Below are 17382 nucleotides of genomic sequence, written 5' to 3' on the forward strand. Positions count from 1 at the left end.
CTCTGTAGGAGCGACGCAAGTCGCGACCGCACGCCCAATCGTCCCGGCACCGCGACCAAGCGAGAGCGCGGGACGACAGGCTTCTGCGCATGATCCAAACGTGGGCGAAAGCATCGGCCGTGCGGTCGCGACTTGCGTCGCTCCTACAGAAAGCCGCGTCCTCACCCGTGGAAATAGCCCTCGGCGATGGCCGAATGCAGCGAACTCAGGTGGACCTGGATCTGGTCCATGAAGGGCGCGGGATTGCGTGCCGCGAGTGACACCGGATCGGCATTGCGGGTCATGCCGATCAGGCGGTTGAGATGACGGTCCACGCCGGGGCGTGGAGGCATCGTAGGCAACACGCTCTGCGCGCGCGTCAGGCAGAACTGCACGCTGCGCGGGAACTCGTTGTTCTGCAGCAGGAAGCGCAGCGCCAGTTCGGCGGTGACGCGCTGGCGCACGTGGCGACGGAACATCTGGTAGCCGGCCAGCGAGCGCAGCACGCTCATCCACTGCATGTTCTGGAAGGCCTCGCGGTCATCCTCGTTGCGCGGCGTCACCAGCCCCGACGCGCCGGCATCGATGATGCGGGTGGTCATGTCGGCCTGTTCCAGTGCCGTGCCCAGGCGCAGGAACTGGTAGCCGATGTCGCGGCTTACGTTGGCGCTGAGCAGGCCCGATACCTTCAGGCAGCCATCGATGATGCGATTGAGGAACTCGATGCGGTAACGCCGGCTCAGGCTGCGCTCGCCGTGCGCACCGATGTACAGGTGCAGGTCGTTGATGGCTTCCCACACGTCCTGCGGCAGGCTGTCGCGGATGCTGCGCAGGATCTCGCGCGCCGAATCCACCGACGTGCGCAGCGAAGACGGATTGCGCTCGTCCAGCAGCAGGAAATGGATCACGTCCACGTCGGCGGCACCATGGCCGGCACCGGGATGGCATTCCTCGAAGTACGGCCCGGCGCCGACGGTGTCGATCATCGGCCGCCACGCGAAACGGACGGAGCGCGGCATGTCCAGTTGCAGCTGACTGCCCACGCCTACCAGGCGCGCGGTGTTCTCCGCCCGCCGCACATAGCGGCTGAACCAGAACAGGTTGTCGGCGACGCGCGACAGCATCAGGCAGCCTCCTCGTCATGGTCGGACAGATCGACCACCCAGGTGTCCTTCGCGCCGCCGCCCTGCGATGAATTGACCACCAGCGAGCCCTTCACCATCGCCACGCGGGTCAGGCCACCCGTGGTGACGTAGGTGTCCTCGCGCGACAGGACGAAGGGCCGCAGGTCGATGTGGCGGGGTGATGGTCCCTGCTTGGTCACGATGGGCGCGGTGGACAGCGCCAGCGTGGGCTGCGCCATGTAGTTGCGCGGATTCGCCTCGATCAGCGCCTTGAACTTCTCGCGCTGGCGCTTGGTCGAGCGCGGGCCGATCAGCATGCCGTAACCGCCGGATTCGTTCGCCGGCTTCACCACCAGCTTCTCGATGTTCTCCAGCACGTACTTGCGTTCCTTCGCGTTGTGGCAAAGGTAGCTGGGCACATTGGGGAGGATGGGGTCCTCGTCGAGGTAGTACTTGATCATCTTCGGCACGTAGGCGAAGACCACCTTGTCGTCGGCCACGCCCGCGCCGGGCGCGTTCGCCAGCGCCACCTTGCCCGCGCGCCAGCTGCGGATCAGTCCCGGCACGCCGAGCACGGACTCGGGATGGAATACGTCCGGATCGATGAACAGGTCATCGACCCGGCGATAGATCACGTCCACGCGTTGCGGACCGTACACGGTCCGCATGTAGGTGCAGTCGTCGTCGGCGACGAACAGATCGCTGCCTTCGACCAGCTCGATGCCCATGGCCTGCGCCAGGTACGCGTGCTCGAAGTACGCACTGTTGAACACGCCCGGTGTCAGCAGCGCGATGACGGGGGTGTTGCCGGGGCGTGGCGACAGCGCGGCCAGGGTGTCGTAAAGCTGGCTGGGATACTCGTCCACCGGCAGGATCGAACTGGTCTCGAACAGCTCCGGGAACACCCGCTTGGCCACCATGCGGTTTTCCAGCATGTAACTGACGCCCGAGGGGATGCGCAGGTTGTCCTCCAGCGCATACAGCGTGCCATCACCGTCGCGCACCAGGTCCGAACCGCAGATGTGCGCCCATACACCCAGCGGCGGGGTGACGCCGACGCACTGCTCGCGGAAGTTCACCGAGTCCTTCAGCAGCATCGCCGGGAACACCTTGTCCTTGACGATCTGCTGCTTGCCGTAGATGTCGCCGATGAAGAGGTTCAGCGCGCGCATGCGCTGCTTCAGGCCGGCCTCGGTGCGTTGCCACTCGCTGAGCGGAATGATGCGCGGGATCAGGTCGAAAGGCAGCGTGCGGTCGACGTTGCGGCCATCCGAGTACACGGTGAAGGTGATGCCCTGCACGCGTGCCACCACGTCGGCGGCGAGTTGGCGTTCGGCCAGCTCGCGGCCGGACAGGCCCGCCAGGTACTCCACCAGCCGGCGTGCGGCCGGACGCGGCCGTCCATCGGCCTGGATGAGTTCGTCAAAGGTCGTGGTGCGGTACTTCGCCCAGTCCATTCGCCCTTTCCGTTGTCCCTGGCCGGCGCATCCGGCGAAGGGTGATGCGTCGCAACATGCACGCTAACCGTGCACGTCGTCAAGCTTCCGCAGCAGGGTGGATTCGACTCACATCCGCAGGCGTCGCGTTGCGCCATTCCGGTGCAAAGCAGGGAGAATGTCCGTCCCCGCACCGGAGTCCGCCATGCCCACCTCACGCCGCGTCGTCCTGGTCACCGGTGCCGCCCGCCGCGTGGGAGCGGCGATCGCGCGCCGGTTGCACGCCGATGGCTGGGATCTGGCCCTGCACTATCGCGCCTCGGCCAGCGACATGCAGGCCCTGATCGCCGAACTGGAAACCGCACGCGCCGGCAGCACGCTGAAGCTGCAGGCCGAGCTGACCGCCTTCGATCGCCTGCCCGAACTGGTGGCGAGGACCGTGGGCCATTACGGTCGCCTGGACGCGCTGGTCAACAACGCGTCGGCGTTCTATCCCACGCCGGCCGGCAGCGCCACGCCGGCGCAGTGGGAAGAGCTGTTCGCGGTCAATGCACGCGCGCCGTTCTTCCTGTCGCAGGCGGCGGCGCCGCACCTGCGCGCCGCACGCGGGGCGATCGTCAACATCGCCGACATCTATGCCGACAAGCCGCGTGCCGACCTGGCGGTGTACGCCGCATCCAAGGCGGCACTGCTGGCGGTGTCGCGCGGACTGGCTGTATCGCTGGCGCCGGAAGTGCGGGTGAACGCGGTTTCGCCGGGCGCCATCCTGTGGCCCGACGGCGGGATCGACCCCGGGATGCAATCCAACCTGCTGGCGCAGACGCCGCTGGGTCGCGTCGGGGATCCGGACGACATCGCCGGCACCGTGGCGTGGCTGCTGGGTGACTCAGCCAGCTACATCACCGGGCAGGTGGTCCGCGTGGACGGCGGGCGCGCGCTGGACTAGGCGCGCACTGTCCTCCTGCCAGGCCTTGCGCAGTTCTGCACAGCGCGCACGGAACTCCATCGAGTACACGAATCCCTGGATAAGCGCGTACACATCATCGTGCTGCACCAGGCCGCGCATGGTGCGCTCGGAGCTGTCCAGCACCGCATCCGGAAGGTGGCCGAACTTCGCTCCACTCCACGCTGCCTCCAAGGGATTGAGCACCATATAGGCCAGCCAACGCCGACGGGAGGCATCCGGGTCCGTGCCCTGCTGGTCCGCATGGATCAACTGATCGAGCAGGCGCATGTTGTCGGGGTCCTGCAGGGCGGCCATGTCGATGTTGATCCAGGCGTCCTTGATGCCGCGGTCGTGCTCCATCCTCGCCGACCGCTTGCTCGCCCGGTGTACGGCGAGTGCGATGAAGGCCGTGACCACGATGTTCACGCCGGCCAGAACCACGTTGAGCCAGTCGGCGGTGATCATGCGAACTCCATGCGGGAAGGACTGGGAGGACTGCCGTGGTCCGGATGCGCGCGCCACAGCGAGGCCAGCGTTCGGCCACTGCGCGGGTCGATCATGTCGGGCGCGATCTCGGCCAGTGGCAGCAGCACGAAGGCGTGCTTCAGCTCCTCGCGCGGCAGGCGCAGGTTGCCCGGCCCCTGCAGGACCAGATCGTCATAGAAGACGATATCGATGTCGAGCGTGCGGTCCGAGAAGCGCGGTCCGCTGCGGTCCCGGCCATGCGCGTCCTCCAGCGCATGCAGCCAATCGTTCAGCGCAAGCGGGTCGAGGTCGCTTTCCATCACGGCGGCGGCGTTGAGGAAATCCGTGCCGTCGAAACCGACGGAGCGCGTGCGGTAGACCGACGAGAAGCGGACCTCGCCGAAGCGTTCGCATAGCGCGGCGGCGGCGGCACGCAGGTGGCGTTCGGGCTCGATGTTGCTGCCCAGGCTCAGGTAAGCGGTTCCCATGACGTCAGGCCGGGCGTGTGCCGCGTTCGATCTGCACGCCGACGTTGCGCGCACCGGTGACCGCACCGGGCTTGCTCAGCTTCAACCGAACCCAGGCCACGCCGAATTCGTCGCGGATGATCGCCACGCACTGTTCCGCGAGGGTCTCGACCAGACCGAAGCTCGCTTCCTCCACGAAGGAGATCAGCCGCTTCGACACCGCCTTGTAGTCCAGCGTGAGTGCGATGTCATCGCGCGCGGCGGGCACGCGGTTGTCGAATGCCATCTCCACGTCCAGCGCCACGGTCTGGCGGATCTCCCGCTCCCAGTCGTAGATGCCGATGACGGTCTCGATGCGCAGGTCTTCGATGAAAACGGTGTCCATGGATGAAAGCCGTGATGGGTGATGGGTGATGGATGATTGATGGGACACAGGCTACGTGGAGTCCCGGCTTTTACCAATCACGAATCACAAATTCCGAATCACGGGCGGCAGCGCCGCCATGTCCCAGCGCGGCACCACCTTCACTTCCGGCGTTTCGTGCTGGCCCGCCTGCAGGCGCAGCGCGCCAGCGAACGCGATCATCGCGCCGTTGTCGGTGCACAGCGACGGGCGCGGGAAGCATGCACGGCCACCGCGCTTCGCCGCGATCTCCTGCAGCTTGGCGCGCAGGCGCTTGTTGGCGCCCACACCACCGGCGATGACGATGACATCGCTGCCGGCTGCGTCCAGTGCGCGTTCGCACTTGATCGCCAGCGTATCGACCACCGCATCCTCGAAGCCGCGCGCGATGTCGGCGCGGGTCTGTTCCGACTGGTCGCTGTCGCGCCAGGCCAGCAGTACCTGCGTCTTCAGGCCGGAGAAGCTGAAATCCAGACCCGGTCGGTCGGTCATCGGCCGGGCGAACCTGAACCTGCCAACGGTTCCCTGCTCGGCCAGCGCCGCCAGCTGCGGCCCGCCGGGGTAAGGCAGACCCATCATCTTGGCCGTCTTGTCGAAGGCTTCGCCGGCCGCATCGTCCAGCGTTTCACCCAGCAGACGGTAGCGGCCGATGGCGTCCACCGCCACCAGCTGGGTATGGCCCCCGGAGACCAGCAGGGCCACGAACGGCGGTTCCGGGGGGTCGTCCTCCATCAGGGGCGCCAGCAGGTGGCCTTCCATGTGGTGGACGCCGACGGCAGGCACGTCCAGCGCCCATGCCAGGGAGCGGGCCACCCCGGCCCCGACCAGCAGCGCGCCAACCAGTCCGGGCCCGGCGGTGTAGGCCACTCCGTCCAGATCGGCGGTGGTCATGCCCGCCTCGGCAAGGGTCTGCCGGATCAAGGGCAGCAGCTTCCGCACATGGTCGCGACTGGCCAGTTCCGGAACCACGCCGCCGTATTCGGCATGCAAAGCGATCTGGCTGTAGACCGTATGGGCGCGCAGGCCCGCCGTGCCGGGCAGGCCGGTTTCGTAGACGGCCACGCCGGTTTCGTCGCAGCTGGTTTCGATGCCGAGGACTTTCATGACCGGGATCTGGGGCTCAGGGAGGGAGAGGGCAAGCCGGGCCGTTAGCAGGGTGGGTTGCAGCGCCGGAGGCAGCCGCTATAATACGCGGCTCACCCGGTATGCCCGGGCCGTTTACTTCACCGAGATTACGTATGCCCAGCGTCAAAGTCCGCGAAAACGAGCCGTTTGAGTTTGCGCTGCGTCGCTTCAAGCGCACCTGCGAAAAGGCCGGCGTCCTGGCCGAAACCCGCAAGCGCGAGTTCTATGAGAAGCCGACCCAGGAGCGCAAGCGCAAGGCCGCTGCTGCGGTGAAGCGTCAGCTGCGTCGCAGCTCGCGCGACGTCACCAAGCGCCAGCGCCTGTACTGAGCCGCGTCGCTTCGCAAGAAGCCGGCACGCGCGAGCGTCGCCGGCTTTTTGTGTTTTTGGCTTCCGGCCGCCCCACGCCTTCCCCGCCCCCATTCCCCCGGAGTACGCCATGTCCCTGAAACAGCAGCTCACCGATGACATGAAGGCCGCCATGAAGGCCGGCGAGAAAGACCGCCTGGCTGTCATCCGCCTGATCAACGCCGCCATCAAGCAGCGAGAAGTGGACGAGCGCATCGAACTGGACGACGCCGCCGTGCTGGCCGTGCTGGAGAAGATGGTCAAGCAGCGCAAGGATTCGGTGAGCCAGTTCGAAGCCGCCAGCCGCGAGGACCTGGCCGCCATCGAGCGTGCCGAGATCGTGGTGATCGAAGCCTACCTGCCGGCCAAGCTGGGCGAAGCCGAGATCCTGTCCGCCATCGAGGCCGCCATTGCCGAGACGGGCGCCACCGGTCCGGCCGACATGGGCAAGCTGATGGGCGTGCTGAAGCCACGCCTCGCTGGCCAGGCCGACATGGGCCAGGTCTCCGCGCTGATCAAGAAGAAGCTCGCGGGCTGAGCCCGCCGCGGGGCGCCAGGCATCCTGGCGCCTTGCCCCATCCGTGGCATCCTCGCGCCATGGATACCCCTGCCATCACCCTGCGCCCGGCCACCCGCGCCGACATCCCGCAGATCCTTGCCTTCATCCGCGGGCTGGCCGAGTACGAAAAACTCGCCCACGAGGCCGTCGCCACGCCCGCCCTGCTCGAAACCCACCTGTTCGGCGAACGTCCCGCCGCTGAAGTCGTGATCGCCGAGGCCGATGGCACGCCCGCCGGTTTCGCGCTGTTCTTCCACTCGTTTTCCACGTTCCTCGGCCAGCCCGGGCTGTACCTCGAGGACCTGTTCGTGTTGCCGCGCTACCGTGGATTCGGTCTCGGCAGGCGGCTGATGGTGCATCTCGCACAGCTGGCCGTCGCACGTGGCTGCGGCCGCTTCGAATGGTCGGTACTGGACTGGAACGAACCCGCGATCCGCCTCTACCGCAGTCTGGGCGCGGTCGGTCTGGACGAATGGACGGTGCAACGCGTCAGTGGCGCCGCCTTGCATGCCCTCGCCGGCGCGGACGCATGAACACCACCGCCACGCAACCCTAACGCACCGCTGACACGGCGTACGCCACCCTCGGCGCATGCCCCGTCGAAACGACCTCGCCACCTTGCGCACGCTGGCACGCGATGCCGGCGAACGCGCCAGCCGCAGCCTGCCCGTCGCGCTGGGCCGGCGCTTCATCGAGACCGACCTGATGACGCAGGCAGCGTCACTGTCGTTCTATGCGCTGCTGTCGCTTGCACCGCTGCTGGTCCTGTTGCTCTGGCTGACGGCCTCGCTCTACCCGCCGGCGCAACAGTCGCTGCTCGACCAGATTCACCAGCTGGCGGGCCCCAGCGCCGCCACGGTCGCCGAGACGGTGATCCGCAACGCCAGCGACCGGCCGGATGTGGGCTCGCTGGCGGGATGGTGGAGCACGGCGTTGCTGTTCGTCGGCGCCACCGTCGTGTTCGCGCAGTTGCAGGGCGCGCTGAACCTGATATTCCGCACCGATGCGCAGCGCCTCAACGGCCTGCCCGCATGGTTGATGAAACGGGTGTTCTCGCTCGGTGTCGTGCTGGCCATCGGCTTCCTGCTGATCGTGTCCATGATCGCCACCACCGCGCTGCAGGTGGTGTTCGCCCGGCTGCCTTCGCTGCTGCCCATGCTCGGCTACGCCACCACGCTGCTGCTGTACACGCTCGCATTCGCGTTCTTCTACCACTACCTGCCGGACCGGCGCGTCGCATGGCGGCAGGCATTCCTGGGCGGCGCCATCACCGCGGTGCTGTTCGCGACCGGCCGCTACCTGATCGGCCTGTACCTCGCCCAGGCCGCGCCCGGCAGCGCGTACGGTTCGATGGGGGCGCTGGTCCTGCTGCTGGTGTGGATCTACTACGCCAGCGTGGTGTTCTTCATCGGCGCGCTGCTCACGGCGGTCATCGATGAGCGGAGAGCGGGGAGGGACCAGTGAGGAAGGCAGGCGGTCGCTCCCCTCCACTCAGTCCTTCCATCCGGCGTGCCTGCTGGTCATCCCGATACCGGGATTGAACGTGTTGGTCGGATCCAGTCGCCGGTAGAAATCGGCCAGCGGCGGCTTGGCGCGATAGAGGTGGCCGACGTTGTGTTCGGCCGGATACTCGGCGCCGCGTGCGTCCAGCAGGTCCCACAGGCGGTGCTCGACGGCCAGCGGATCCACACCCTTCCTCACGATGTAGTCCTGGTGGAATACGTGGCAGAAGAAGTGCCCGTAGTACAGCCGCGCCACCATCGTGTCCGCGACGTCCACAGGCAATGCCTCCACCCAGTCGCGATCATCGCGACGGAGAGCGACATCCAGCGCGACGATGTCCTCCACCTGTGCACGATGCACGGCGCGGTAGCGCACCGCCGCACCCGCCACGGCGAAGCGCAGCAGGAAGGCCTTGCGTCCCTCGTCGGCATCGCAGGCGAAGAAACCGCCCGCGCGTGCGGCGAAGAAGTGTTCGAGGAACGCACGCGTGGCCTCCGCATCGCGCGTTGACACCTTGAGCAGCAGGTGATGCTCGAAACGGTCGCGGCAGGCACGCAGGCGCGGCGGCAGATGGTCCGGGAGCAGCGACGTCACCGCCTGCAGCAGCCGGTCGGTCAGGCCTCCCAGGCCGATGCGTTCGCACCAGCCATCCAGGCGGCTCTTCAGCGCGAAGGCCCCGGGCACCTTGTCGGTGCCAAAGCGTTCGATCAGCAGGAAGGTGTCCTTGCCATAGCGGTCGCCGATGTCGAACGCATCGCGATGAAGGTACTCGCCCGAGATGGGCAGGCGTTCGAAGGCCGTCAGCATGTGCCGGCGCACCGCGGTGAGATCGTCCGGATCGTTGCTGCCGATGTAGAAGACCGACGCGGCCTCTTTCTCGAAGGTGTCCAGGCGCACGGCGAACACGGCCAATCGTCCTGCACAGCCGGACGCTTCATGCAGGCGCGAGGGATCGGCGTTGTAGCGGGCCGGGGTGGGCGCATCCACCTGCCGCACATGCGCGGCGTAGTGCGGATCGGATGCCGCGCGCGCCGGGTCGCGAATGATGTCGCCCTGGCCGTAGTCGCCCGCCTGCAGCCGCGACAGGATGTCTTCGGGCGTGTCGCCCAGCGCGATGCCGAGATGGTTGACCAGCTGCAGCCTGCCTTCAACATCCACCTGCGCGAACAGGGCCAGTTCGGTGTAGGCCGGCCCGCGCCGCACCAGCGCGCCGCCTGAGTTGTTACAGACGCCCCCCAGCACCGACGCCCCGATGCATGAAGAGCCGATCACCGAATGCGGCTCGCGATCCAGCGGGGCAAGCGCCTTCTCCAGTACATCCAGCGTCGCGCCCGGCAGGCAGACCACCTGCCGCCCTTCGTCGATCAGCTGCACGCCGGTCAGGCGCAGGGTGCTGACCAGGACGATGCCGCGATCGTAGTCGTCGCCATCCGGCGTGGAGCCGCCGGTCAGGCCCGTGTTGGCCGCCTGCATCAGCACGATGCGGCCCGCGTCCACCACCGCCTGCAGCACCCGCCACAGTTCCAGCAGCGTGCCGGGGCGCACCGCCGCGAGCACCGGCCCTTCGCCGAAGCGGTAACCGCGCCGGAAACGTCGCGTGGCGCGGGCGCCGGTCAGCACATGGGAAGTCCCGACCGCACTGCGCAACCGGGCCAGCAGGGCGTCATCGGAAGAGGGGGCGGAGGACATGTACCGCATGGTAACGCGCCCCGACGGTGTGCCGGCCCGGCATGGCATCCTATGTGGCCCATGGCCCGCATCCCCGACGCCTTCATCGACGAACTGCTCGCCCGGACGGATATCGTCGAGGTGGTCGGCGCGCGCGTGCCATTGAAGCGGCAGGGCAAGGAATACTCCGCGTGCTGCCCGTTCCACGATGAACGTTCGCCGTCGTTCACGGTCTCGCCGACCAAGCAGTTCTACCACTGCTTCGGCTGCGGCGCGCACGGCACCGCGCTGTCGTTCCTGATCAACTACGACCGCCTCGAGTTCCTGGATGCCGTGGAGGAACTGGCGCGCCGCAGCGGCATGGAAGTGCCACGCGAAACGCAGCAACGGAACGAGAACAACGATACCCGCGATCTGTTCAACGCCCTCGAAGCCGCCGCACGCTTCTTCCAGCGCAATCTCGACACCAGCGAGAAGGCGAAGACCTATCTCGATGGCCGCGGCGTGGATGCGGCGATCCGCACGCAGTTCATGATCGGCTACGCGCCGGATGGCTACTCCGCGCTGAAGGATGCACTGGGCACCGACGAGCGCCGGATGAAGCTGCTCGACCGCGCCGGCCTGTTCTCGAAGAACGATCGCGGCCACGTCTACGACAAGTTCCGCGACCGGGTGATGTTCCCCATCCACGATCGCCGCGGTCGCGTGATCGCCTTCGGCGGCCGCGTGCTGCAGAAGGACGACGGGCCGAAGTACCTCAACTCGCCGGAGACCGCGCTGTTCCACAAGGGCCGCGAGCTGTACGGCCTGTGGCAGGTGAAGCAGGCCAACCAGAAGATCGCGCGGCTGGTGGTGGTGGAGGGCTACATGGACGTGGTGTCGCTGTTCCAGTTCGGCGTGAAGGAAGCCGTCGCCACGCTGGGCACCGCGACCACGCCCGAGCATGCCGAGTTGCTGTTCCGCAATGCGCCGGACGTGTACTTCTGTTTCGACGGCGATGCGGCCGGCCAGCGTGCCGCATGGCGAGCGCTGGAATCGGTGCTGCCGCGCATGAAGGACGGACGGCAGGCGTTCTTCCTGTTCCTGCCCGATGGCGAGGATCCCGACACCATCGTGCGGCAGGAGGGCGCGACTGGCTTCGACGCACGCCTGCAACAGGCGATGCCGCTGTCGGAATTCTTCTTCGAAGAGATGGGCAAGGACATCAAACTGTCCACGCTCGACGGCAAGGCGCGCCTCGCGGAACGCGCGCGGCCGTTGCTGGCGCAGATCCCCGACGGCGCGTTCGGCGACCTGATGCGGCAGCGCCTCACCGAGATCACCGGCGTGGGTGCCGGCAGCACGGCACCGACCGCGCCGCTGCCTGCTCGCCGTCCTGCGCCGTCACAGGCCGGCCAGAAACCGAGCCTCGTGCGCAGCATGATCGTGCGACTCCTGCACAAGCCGGCGCTGGCGTTGTCGATCGAATCCACGCACGGCTTCTCGGCGTTGCGGCTGGCTGGCATGGACCTGCTGCTGGAGGTGATCGCGCTGGTGCACGCGCGGCCCGATATCACCACCGGGGCGCTGCTGGAGCACTTCGCCGAGCGCGAGGAGGTCGTCGCGCTGCAGAAACTGGCGATGCAGGAACTGCCCGGCGACGAAGACAACTGGCGTCTCGAAGTCCTCGATGCCGCCGTGCAACTGGAGAAGCAGATGCTGCAGCAGCGTCTGGACGAACTCCAGGCCAAGCAGCGCAGCATGGGTCTGGACGAAGCCGACAAGTACGAACTGCGCACCCTGCTGCAGGCCCGCATCGGCCGCCACTGAGGAGTCCGTGATGACACGTTTCGCGTTTTGCCTGTTCGCCACGCTGCTGTACGGCACCTCGCTCTCCACGCTGGCGGCGGAATTCACCCAGCCGCGTCCCGGCCTGCATACCGGCGGCCAGCCCGCGCTGGATGATCTTGCCCGCTTGCATGCGCAGGGCGTCCGCACGGTCATCGACCTGCGCGGGTCGCAGGAGGAACGGGGCTACGACGAGGCCGCTGAAGCGCGCCGCCTGGGCATGGAATACGTCGCGATGCCCATCACCGGCAAGGACGACCTCACGCCGGAAAACGCAAAGGCATTGCACGCCCTGCTGAAACAAAGGGAAGGTGAGGTGTTGCTGCATTGCGCCTCGGGCAATCGCGTCGGCGCCCTGCTCGCCCTCGGCGCTGCCCAGGTTGACGGTGCATCGACGGAAGAAGCCCTCGCGCTGGGTCGCGTGGCAGGGTTGAAGTCGCTGGAGCCGGCGGTGGTGGAGCGGCTGGCACCGCCGAAGCAGACAGGGAATACGACTGCCGACTGACCCCCTCTCCGTGGGAGCGACGTAAGTCGCGATCGCTTTTCGATGAGGTCTCAGATGCCTTGAGTGCCCAGTCTTCGGCATCACGACTTGCGTCGCTCCCACACAGGAAGATCGATCGCCCCGAGCTATCCCGCCGGCACGAACTCGATACCGGCAGCCGAGGCGGCCGGTTGCAGCAGCGGCATCACCCAGTGGTCCACCAGCAGGAACGCGAACAGCGCCATCAGGTAGACGATCGAGTAGTTGAACACGCGCATGGCGAAGAACTCGTCCGGTGGATCGAGCAGGCGCCACGCGTACCAGAGGAACACCGCGCCCAGCACCAGCGCGCCGCCCAGGTAGAAGAAACCGCTCATGCCGAATACCACCGGCAGCACGGTCACTTCGACCAGCAGCACCGTGTAGAACAGGATCTGCCAGCGCGTATAGGTCACGCCGTGCGTCACCGGCAGCATCGGCACCAGCGCGCGCGCGTAGTCCTCGCGACGGAAGATCGCCAGTGCCCAGAAATGCGGCGGCGTCCACACGAAGATGATCAGCACCAGCAGCAGCGCGTGCGGCCAGTCCCACTCGCCCTGCATGCCGGTCATCGTGGCCCAGCCGAGCAGTGGCGGTGCTGCGCCGGCGATGCCGCCGATGACGATGTTCTGCGGCGTGGCACGCTTGAGGAACACGGTGTAGATCACCGCGTAGCCGATCAGCGAAGCGAAGGTCAGGATCGCGGTGATCGTGTTGACCCACAGCACCAGGATGGCCATCGACAGCGCGGCAAGCGCGAGCGCGAACACCAGCGCCTGCCACGGCTTCACCTGGCCCTGCACCAGCGGGCGCCATGAGGTGCGCGCCATCTTCGCGTCGATGCGCGCATCCAGCAGCTGGTTGATGGCGGCCGCGCTGGAAGCCGCCAGCCAGATGCCGAGGAAACCCAACCCGCCGCGCAACACCTGCGCGCCGTCGGGCAGGCCATCGATGGCGAGGAACATGCCGACGATGGCCGTGAACACGATCAGCGCCACCACGCGCGGCTTGGTCAACGCCCAGTACTGGCGGAACGTCGAGGCCATGTCAGTCGGGCCTGCGCAGGCGCGCGGTCAGCGATACGAGGGTGAACAGCAGCAGCACCGCGCCACCGTTGTGCGCCACTGCGACCGGCAGCGGCAGGTTGAGCTTCACGTTGAGGATGCCCAGCGTGACCTGCGCGGTGATCAGCACCAGCAGCGTCAACGCCCAGCTGCGCATGCCCGGCGTGCGGAACAGGCGCCACGCGAGCGCCAGCACATAGAACGCCACCACGACCGCCATGATGCGGTGGGTCATCTGGATCGCGATGCGCGAAGCGCCATCCAGCACGCCGCCTTCATAGTCCACGCCGATGCCGCGCCACAGTACGAAGCCCTCGCCGAAATCCGCCGGCGGCCACCACTGGCCGACGCACTTCGGGAAATCCAGTCCGCAGGCCAGCGCCGCGTAGTTCGCGCTGACCCAGCCACCGAGCGCGATCTGGATGCCGAGCAGCACCAGGCCGCCGATCAGCCAGCGATGCAGCACGGTCGCGTCGGCCAGCGTGATCGGCCGGTCGGTCGCCCGCCACGCCATCCACACCAGCAACGAGAAGGTGGTCAGCCCGCCGATCAGATGGCCCATCACCACGATGGGCTTGAGCAGCCAGGTCACCGTCCACATACCCAGCAGCGCCTGGAAGATGATCACCGCCAGCGTCAGCGCGCCCGCGCGTGCCAGGTCGATGTTGGACCAGCGCAGCGCGGCGAGCAGCAGGATCGCTTCGCCGAGGATCGCGAGCGCTGAAGCCGCGCCGTGTTGGCCATGCATGTACAGCGGGATGGCCGCGCCGACCAGGCCGGCGGCGACCAGGATCTGCGCGATGCCCCAGCGCCGGCGGCGTGCAGCAAGCAGTGCGAGCACCAGCACCAGCACGCCCAGCGAGGCGGCGATGTGGCGGTGCACCTGCTCGCGCCATGCCTTGTGCGTCTCGAACGGCCGGATGTCGCTGGCCGCGTGCGAGGCCGCTTCGTTCACCGCGCCCGGCCATGCGGCCCGGCCATAGCAGGTGGGCCAGTCGGGGCAGCTCAGGCCGGCATCGGAGAGGCGCACGAAGGCGCCGAACACCACGACGCACAGCGTCAGGGCGACCGCCAGCCAGGCGATTCTATGGAAATGTCGGTAGATCACGGGACGTGCGACAGCGTTCATCATCGTCTGCAGTTCGGGCGAGCGCTCAGATGAGCTTGATCAGTTTCGAGACATCCGTGCGCAGGCCGGCCGGATCGAAGCCCGGGGCATAGCGCAGGATCACGAAACCGTGCGGGTCGATCACGTACACAGGCGTGCCGGCCGGATCGTCCACCTGCGGCAGCAGGCCACGCAGCGGGTCATCCGAGCGCACCAGGCGCAGCGCGCTGTGCTTCGGCGCCCCGTCCGGGTAGTCGCCGACCCACAGGATGTCGACTTCGTCGGCGTTGTGGCCGAACAGCTGCCACACCTTGTCCAGGTCCTGCGCCAGTTTCAGGCAAGCCTCCGCACACCCCGGTGCCGGCGCGGCGACGATGCGCCAGCGGCGTTCGGCGGGCTTCCAGTCGTAGGCGCTGCCGTCCGCGAGCATCGGCGCGATGCTTCGCGCGTCCGCAGGCGGCTGCAACATCAAACCGTGGTTCTTGTGCGTCGCCGGCTGCCAGCCGGAGAAGCGCAGGATGCCCGCACCGAACACGGTGCCGAAGAACAGGGCGAACAGGGCGACGAGCATCCACCGCCCGCGACGCCGCTGGGCGGGATCGAATGGTTTTGGGTCCATGGACGTCATTTTCTCACGCCCGGGCGATCATTGCCCCTCTGGCAACGCGGGGCGACACCGTCCAGCAGGCAAAGCCCCTTGAAGGCCGTTCGGGGCGGGCCTGTCGAACCACGTTCTTTGCGATTCCCTGCAGGACCTGTCCACCCGGCACTTACAAGCCCTTTCGCGCGCCTCTCCGACTGCGCCAGGTCAGCAGCAGCGCAGTGACCAGCACCGCACCGGCCAACCCGAACCACTGCACCGCGTAGCCGATGTGGCGCTCCGGCGGCAGCGTATTGGGCAGGACGTCGAGGTCGCGGGCATAGCCCAACGGCAGGTCCGGGTCCAGCTTCAGCAGGCGGGGCGCCAATGCCGGCAGCTTCAGTGCCTGCGCCAGCTCCTCACGCTGCAGCGCGATCACCAACAGACTGCCGTCGGCTTGCACGGCGGGCGGCGCCTGCGCGATGCCTTCCGACGGCGGCGGCACCAGCAGTCCCGACAGGCGCTGCCGCCCGGCCACCGGTGCCACGGCCGGCATCGCGCGGTTTCCCGGCACGGGCAACCAGCCCAGCTCCACCAGCAAGGGAGCAGCGTCGACGGGTTGGAAGACGCGATACGCGCGCACGCCGGGCCGCCGGTCGCGCGTCTGGTTGTCCAGCAGGATCGCCGGTCCTGACAGGAACTCGCCTTCGCCACCGGCCCAGTCGTAGGACTGCGTGCGGCCCGCATCTTCCGCCAGTGCCAGCGGCTGCGGGCGACGCTCCGCGAGTACGCGCGCGGTCTCCGCCAGCATGGCCTCCTTCTGCTCGGCCCGGCCCCACTGCCAGGCGCCCAGGCTGCAGAACAACGACATGGCCAGCACGGCCAGCGTCCAACCGACCGGCAGCGGCATGTGCCGGCTCACGCACTGCGTCCGAATGTCGCACCCACCTTCGGCTCACGCCGGGGGAGCGATAATGCGCGCCTCACCGCCCGGGCCCCGTCGAGGACGCCATGAACGATTCGCTGAAAACCCTGCTGATCATCGCCTTCCTCATCCTCATCGTCTGGAACCTGGGCGCGGGCCTGTACTACATGCTGGTGGACAAGGGCGAAAGCAAGCGCACCGTCAATGCGCTGACCCGTCGCATAGCGCTGTCCGTGGGCCTGATCCTGCTGGTCGTCCTGGCCATCTACATGGGATGGATCACCCCGCATGGGGTCAATCCCGGCTGACGCCGTGAGGCGTGGAACGCGATTCCTGGTTCGCAGAAGCAAAAAAGCGACGGGCTTCCGTCGCTTTTTGCTGGATACGGCGTTCGCTGTCGCGAATCACGAATCCCGGATCACCTGTCCCGTCCCTTACAGCACGTAGACGAACAGGAACAGGCCCAGCCACACCACGTCCACGAAGTGCCAGTACCACGCCACGGCCTCGAAGCCGAAGTGGTTGTCCTTGGTGAAGTGGCCCTTGGCGCAGCGGAACCAGATGATCGCCAGCATGATGGTGCCCAGTGTCACGTGCAGGCCGTGGAAGCCGGTCAGCATGAAGAACGTGGAGCCGTAGATGCCCGAGCCCAGCGTCAGGTTCAGTTCCTTGTAGGCGTGGATGTACTCCTCGGCCTGGAAGAACAGGAACACGCAACCCAGCAGCACCGTGGCGCCCAGCCAGATCAGCAGCTGGCTGCGGTTGCCGGCCTTCAGCGCATGGTGCGCGATGGTGATGGTGACGCCCGAGGTCAGCAGGATCAGCGTGTTGAGCAGCGGCAGGCCCCACGCGGGGATGGTCTGGAACTGGCCACCCACCTGGCCCGGACCCGCGCTCGGCCACGCGGCCGAGAAGCCTTCCCACAGCAGGCTGTTGGTCATCACGCCGTCGCCTTCGCCACCCAGCCACGGCAACGCCAGCGTGCGGGCATAGAACAGCGCGCCGAAGAACGCGGCGAAGAACATCACTTCCGAGAAGATGAACCACACCATGCCCATGCGGAACGACACGTCCACCTGGCGGTTGTAGTGGCCGCTGACCGATTCGCGGATCACGTCGCCGAACCACATGAACAGCGTGGCGCACAGCATCACCACGCCCGTATAGAAGACCCACATGCCCCAGGCCGCGTCATTGAGCCAGCTGGCCACGCCCACCATGGTGACGAACATGGCGATGGAGCCCACGAACGGCCACTTGGAGCTGTGCGGCACGAAGTAGATGTTGGCGTCTGGCGATTGGGCTTGTGCCATGGCGTTGTTTCCGTTGCGTA

General features: G+C 67.2%; 20 protein-coding genes. 8 read left to right on the plus strand and 12 right to left on the minus strand.

From position 1 onward, the window contains the following. Positions 1-161: 161 nt before the first annotated feature. Positions 162-1103, minus strand: a complete 942-nt coding sequence (locus AC3DET_RS15925; RefSeq protein WP_337732429.1) for an alpha-E domain-containing protein — start codon at positions 1101-1103, stop codon at positions 162-164. Beyond that, positions 1103-2560, minus strand: a complete 1458-nt coding sequence (locus AC3DET_RS15930; RefSeq protein ID WP_337732430.1) for a circularly permuted type 2 ATP-grasp protein — start codon at positions 2558-2560, stop codon at positions 1103-1105. Before AC3DET_RS15930 ends, AC3DET_RS15925 begins: the two co-directional genes overlap by 1 nt. A gap of 184 nt (positions 2561-2744) precedes the next feature. On the opposite strand from AC3DET_RS15930, the gene AC3DET_RS15935 reads away from it, so the two are divergent. Then, positions 2745-3485: a pteridine reductase gene (locus AC3DET_RS15935; RefSeq protein ID WP_488392247.1), complete on the plus strand. Its 741-nt coding sequence runs from the start codon at positions 2745-2747 to the stop codon at positions 3483-3485. Here the strand turns inward: AC3DET_RS15935 and AC3DET_RS15940 are convergent. The 4 genes from AC3DET_RS15940 to tsaD form a co-directional block, all read right to left on the minus strand. Continuing rightward, complete coding sequence (locus AC3DET_RS15940; RefSeq protein ID WP_488392248.1) at positions 3426-3950, minus strand: hypothetical protein; 525 nt, start codon at positions 3948-3950, stop codon at positions 3426-3428. The genes AC3DET_RS15935 and AC3DET_RS15940 overlap by 60 nt on opposite strands. After that, the gene (folK, locus tag AC3DET_RS15945) at positions 3947-4438 is read right to left on the minus strand and encodes a 2-amino-4-hydroxy-6-hydroxymethyldihydropteridine diphosphokinase (protein ID WP_488392249.1); all 492 of its coding nucleotides are present in this window, start codon (positions 4436-4438) and stop codon (positions 3947-3949) included. The genes AC3DET_RS15940 and folK overlap by 4 nt, the downstream gene beginning before the upstream one ends. A gap of 4 nt (positions 4439-4442) precedes the next feature. Then, positions 4443-4802: a dihydroneopterin aldolase gene (gene folB, locus AC3DET_RS15950; protein WP_488392250.1), complete on the minus strand. Its 360-nt coding sequence runs from the start codon at positions 4800-4802 to the stop codon at positions 4443-4445. An 84-nt stretch (positions 4803-4886) separates the two neighbouring features. Beyond that, a complete protein-coding gene (gene tsaD / locus AC3DET_RS15955) occupies positions 4887-5924 on the minus strand; it encodes a tRNA (adenosine(37)-N6)-threonylcarbamoyltransferase complex transferase subunit TsaD (protein WP_488392251.1) in 1038 nt (345 codons plus the stop codon). Between the two features lie 134 nt (positions 5925-6058). Here tsaD and rpsU point away from each other — a divergent pair, with 134 nt between their 5' ends. The 4 genes from rpsU (at position 6059) to AC3DET_RS15975 (ending at position 8315) form a co-directional block, all read left to right on the plus strand. After that, positions 6059-6274, plus strand: a complete 216-nt coding sequence (gene rpsU / locus AC3DET_RS15960) for a 30S ribosomal protein S21 (protein WP_002808376.1) — start codon at positions 6059-6061, stop codon at positions 6272-6274. Positions 6275-6383: 109 nt separating this feature from the next. Next, complete coding sequence (locus AC3DET_RS15965; protein WP_337732437.1) at positions 6384-6830, plus strand: GatB/YqeY domain-containing protein; 447 nt, start codon at positions 6384-6386, stop codon at positions 6828-6830. Positions 6831-6889: 59 nt separating this feature from the next. Beyond that, complete coding sequence (locus AC3DET_RS15970) at positions 6890-7384, plus strand: GNAT family N-acetyltransferase (protein WP_192199760.1); 495 nt, start codon at positions 6890-6892, stop codon at positions 7382-7384. A 58-nt stretch (positions 7385-7442) separates the two neighbouring features. Further along, on the plus strand, positions 7443-8315 hold the full coding sequence (locus tag AC3DET_RS15975) for a YihY/virulence factor BrkB family protein (RefSeq protein WP_488392252.1): 873 nt from the start codon (positions 7443-7445) through the stop codon (positions 8313-8315). A 27-nt stretch (positions 8316-8342) separates the two neighbouring features. On the opposite strand, the gene dld is transcribed toward AC3DET_RS15975, so the two are convergent. Continuing rightward, positions 8343-10043 carry a D-lactate dehydrogenase gene (gene dld / locus AC3DET_RS15980; RefSeq protein ID WP_488392253.1) on the minus strand — a complete coding sequence of 567 codons (1701 nt, stop codon included), beginning with the start codon at positions 10041-10043 and terminating at the stop codon, positions 8343-8345. Between the two features lie 60 nt (positions 10044-10103). Here dld and dnaG point away from each other — a divergent pair, with 60 nt between their 5' ends. Together dnaG and AC3DET_RS15990 are read left to right on the plus strand one after the other, a co-directional pair. Beyond that, positions 10104-11831 carry a DNA primase gene (gene dnaG / locus AC3DET_RS15985; RefSeq protein ID WP_488392254.1) on the plus strand — a complete coding sequence of 576 codons (1728 nt, stop codon included), beginning with the start codon at positions 10104-10106 and terminating at the stop codon, positions 11829-11831. Between the two features lie 10 nt (positions 11832-11841). Next, a complete protein-coding gene (locus AC3DET_RS15990) occupies positions 11842-12354 on the plus strand; it encodes a protein tyrosine phosphatase family protein (protein WP_488392255.1) in 513 nt (170 codons plus the stop codon). Between the two features lie 125 nt (positions 12355-12479). On the opposite strand, the gene cyoE is transcribed toward AC3DET_RS15990, so the two are convergent. The 4 genes from cyoE to AC3DET_RS16010 all read right to left on the minus strand — a co-directional run bounded on the left by cyoE (position 12480) and on the right by AC3DET_RS16010 (position 16034). After that, positions 12480-13418 carry a heme o synthase gene (gene cyoE / locus AC3DET_RS15995; RefSeq protein ID WP_337732441.1) on the minus strand — a complete coding sequence of 313 codons (939 nt, stop codon included), beginning with the start codon at positions 13416-13418 and terminating at the stop codon, positions 12480-12482. A 1-nt stretch (position 13419) separates the two neighbouring features. Then, positions 13420-14565 carry a COX15/CtaA family protein gene (locus tag AC3DET_RS16000; protein WP_488392256.1) on the minus strand — a complete coding sequence of 382 codons (1146 nt, stop codon included), beginning with the start codon at positions 14563-14565 and terminating at the stop codon, positions 13420-13422. Between the two features lie 25 nt (positions 14566-14590). Further along, complete coding sequence (locus AC3DET_RS16005; RefSeq protein WP_446538894.1) at positions 14591-15172, minus strand: hypothetical protein; 582 nt, start codon at positions 15170-15172, stop codon at positions 14591-14593. Positions 15173-15314: 142 nt separating this feature from the next. Continuing rightward, entirely contained in the window at positions 15315-16034 is a 720-nt protein-coding gene (locus AC3DET_RS16010) for an SURF1 family protein (protein WP_488392257.1), read from the minus strand. Between the two features lie 101 nt (positions 16035-16135). Here AC3DET_RS16010 and AC3DET_RS16015 point away from each other — a divergent pair, with 101 nt between their 5' ends. Further along, positions 16136-16357, plus strand: a complete 222-nt coding sequence (locus tag AC3DET_RS16015; protein WP_192199751.1) for a twin transmembrane helix small protein — start codon at positions 16136-16138, stop codon at positions 16355-16357. 126 nt (positions 16358-16483) lie between these two features. Here AC3DET_RS16015 and AC3DET_RS16020 read toward each other — a convergent pair whose 3' ends face one another. Then, the gene (locus AC3DET_RS16020) at positions 16484-17362 is read right to left on the minus strand and encodes a cytochrome c oxidase subunit 3 (RefSeq protein WP_192199750.1); all 879 of its coding nucleotides are present in this window, start codon (positions 17360-17362) and stop codon (positions 16484-16486) included. Positions 17363-17382: the final 20 nt, after the last annotated feature.

The sequence above is a fragment of the Pseudoxanthomonas sp. 97-1-1 genome, from assembly GCF_057773125.1.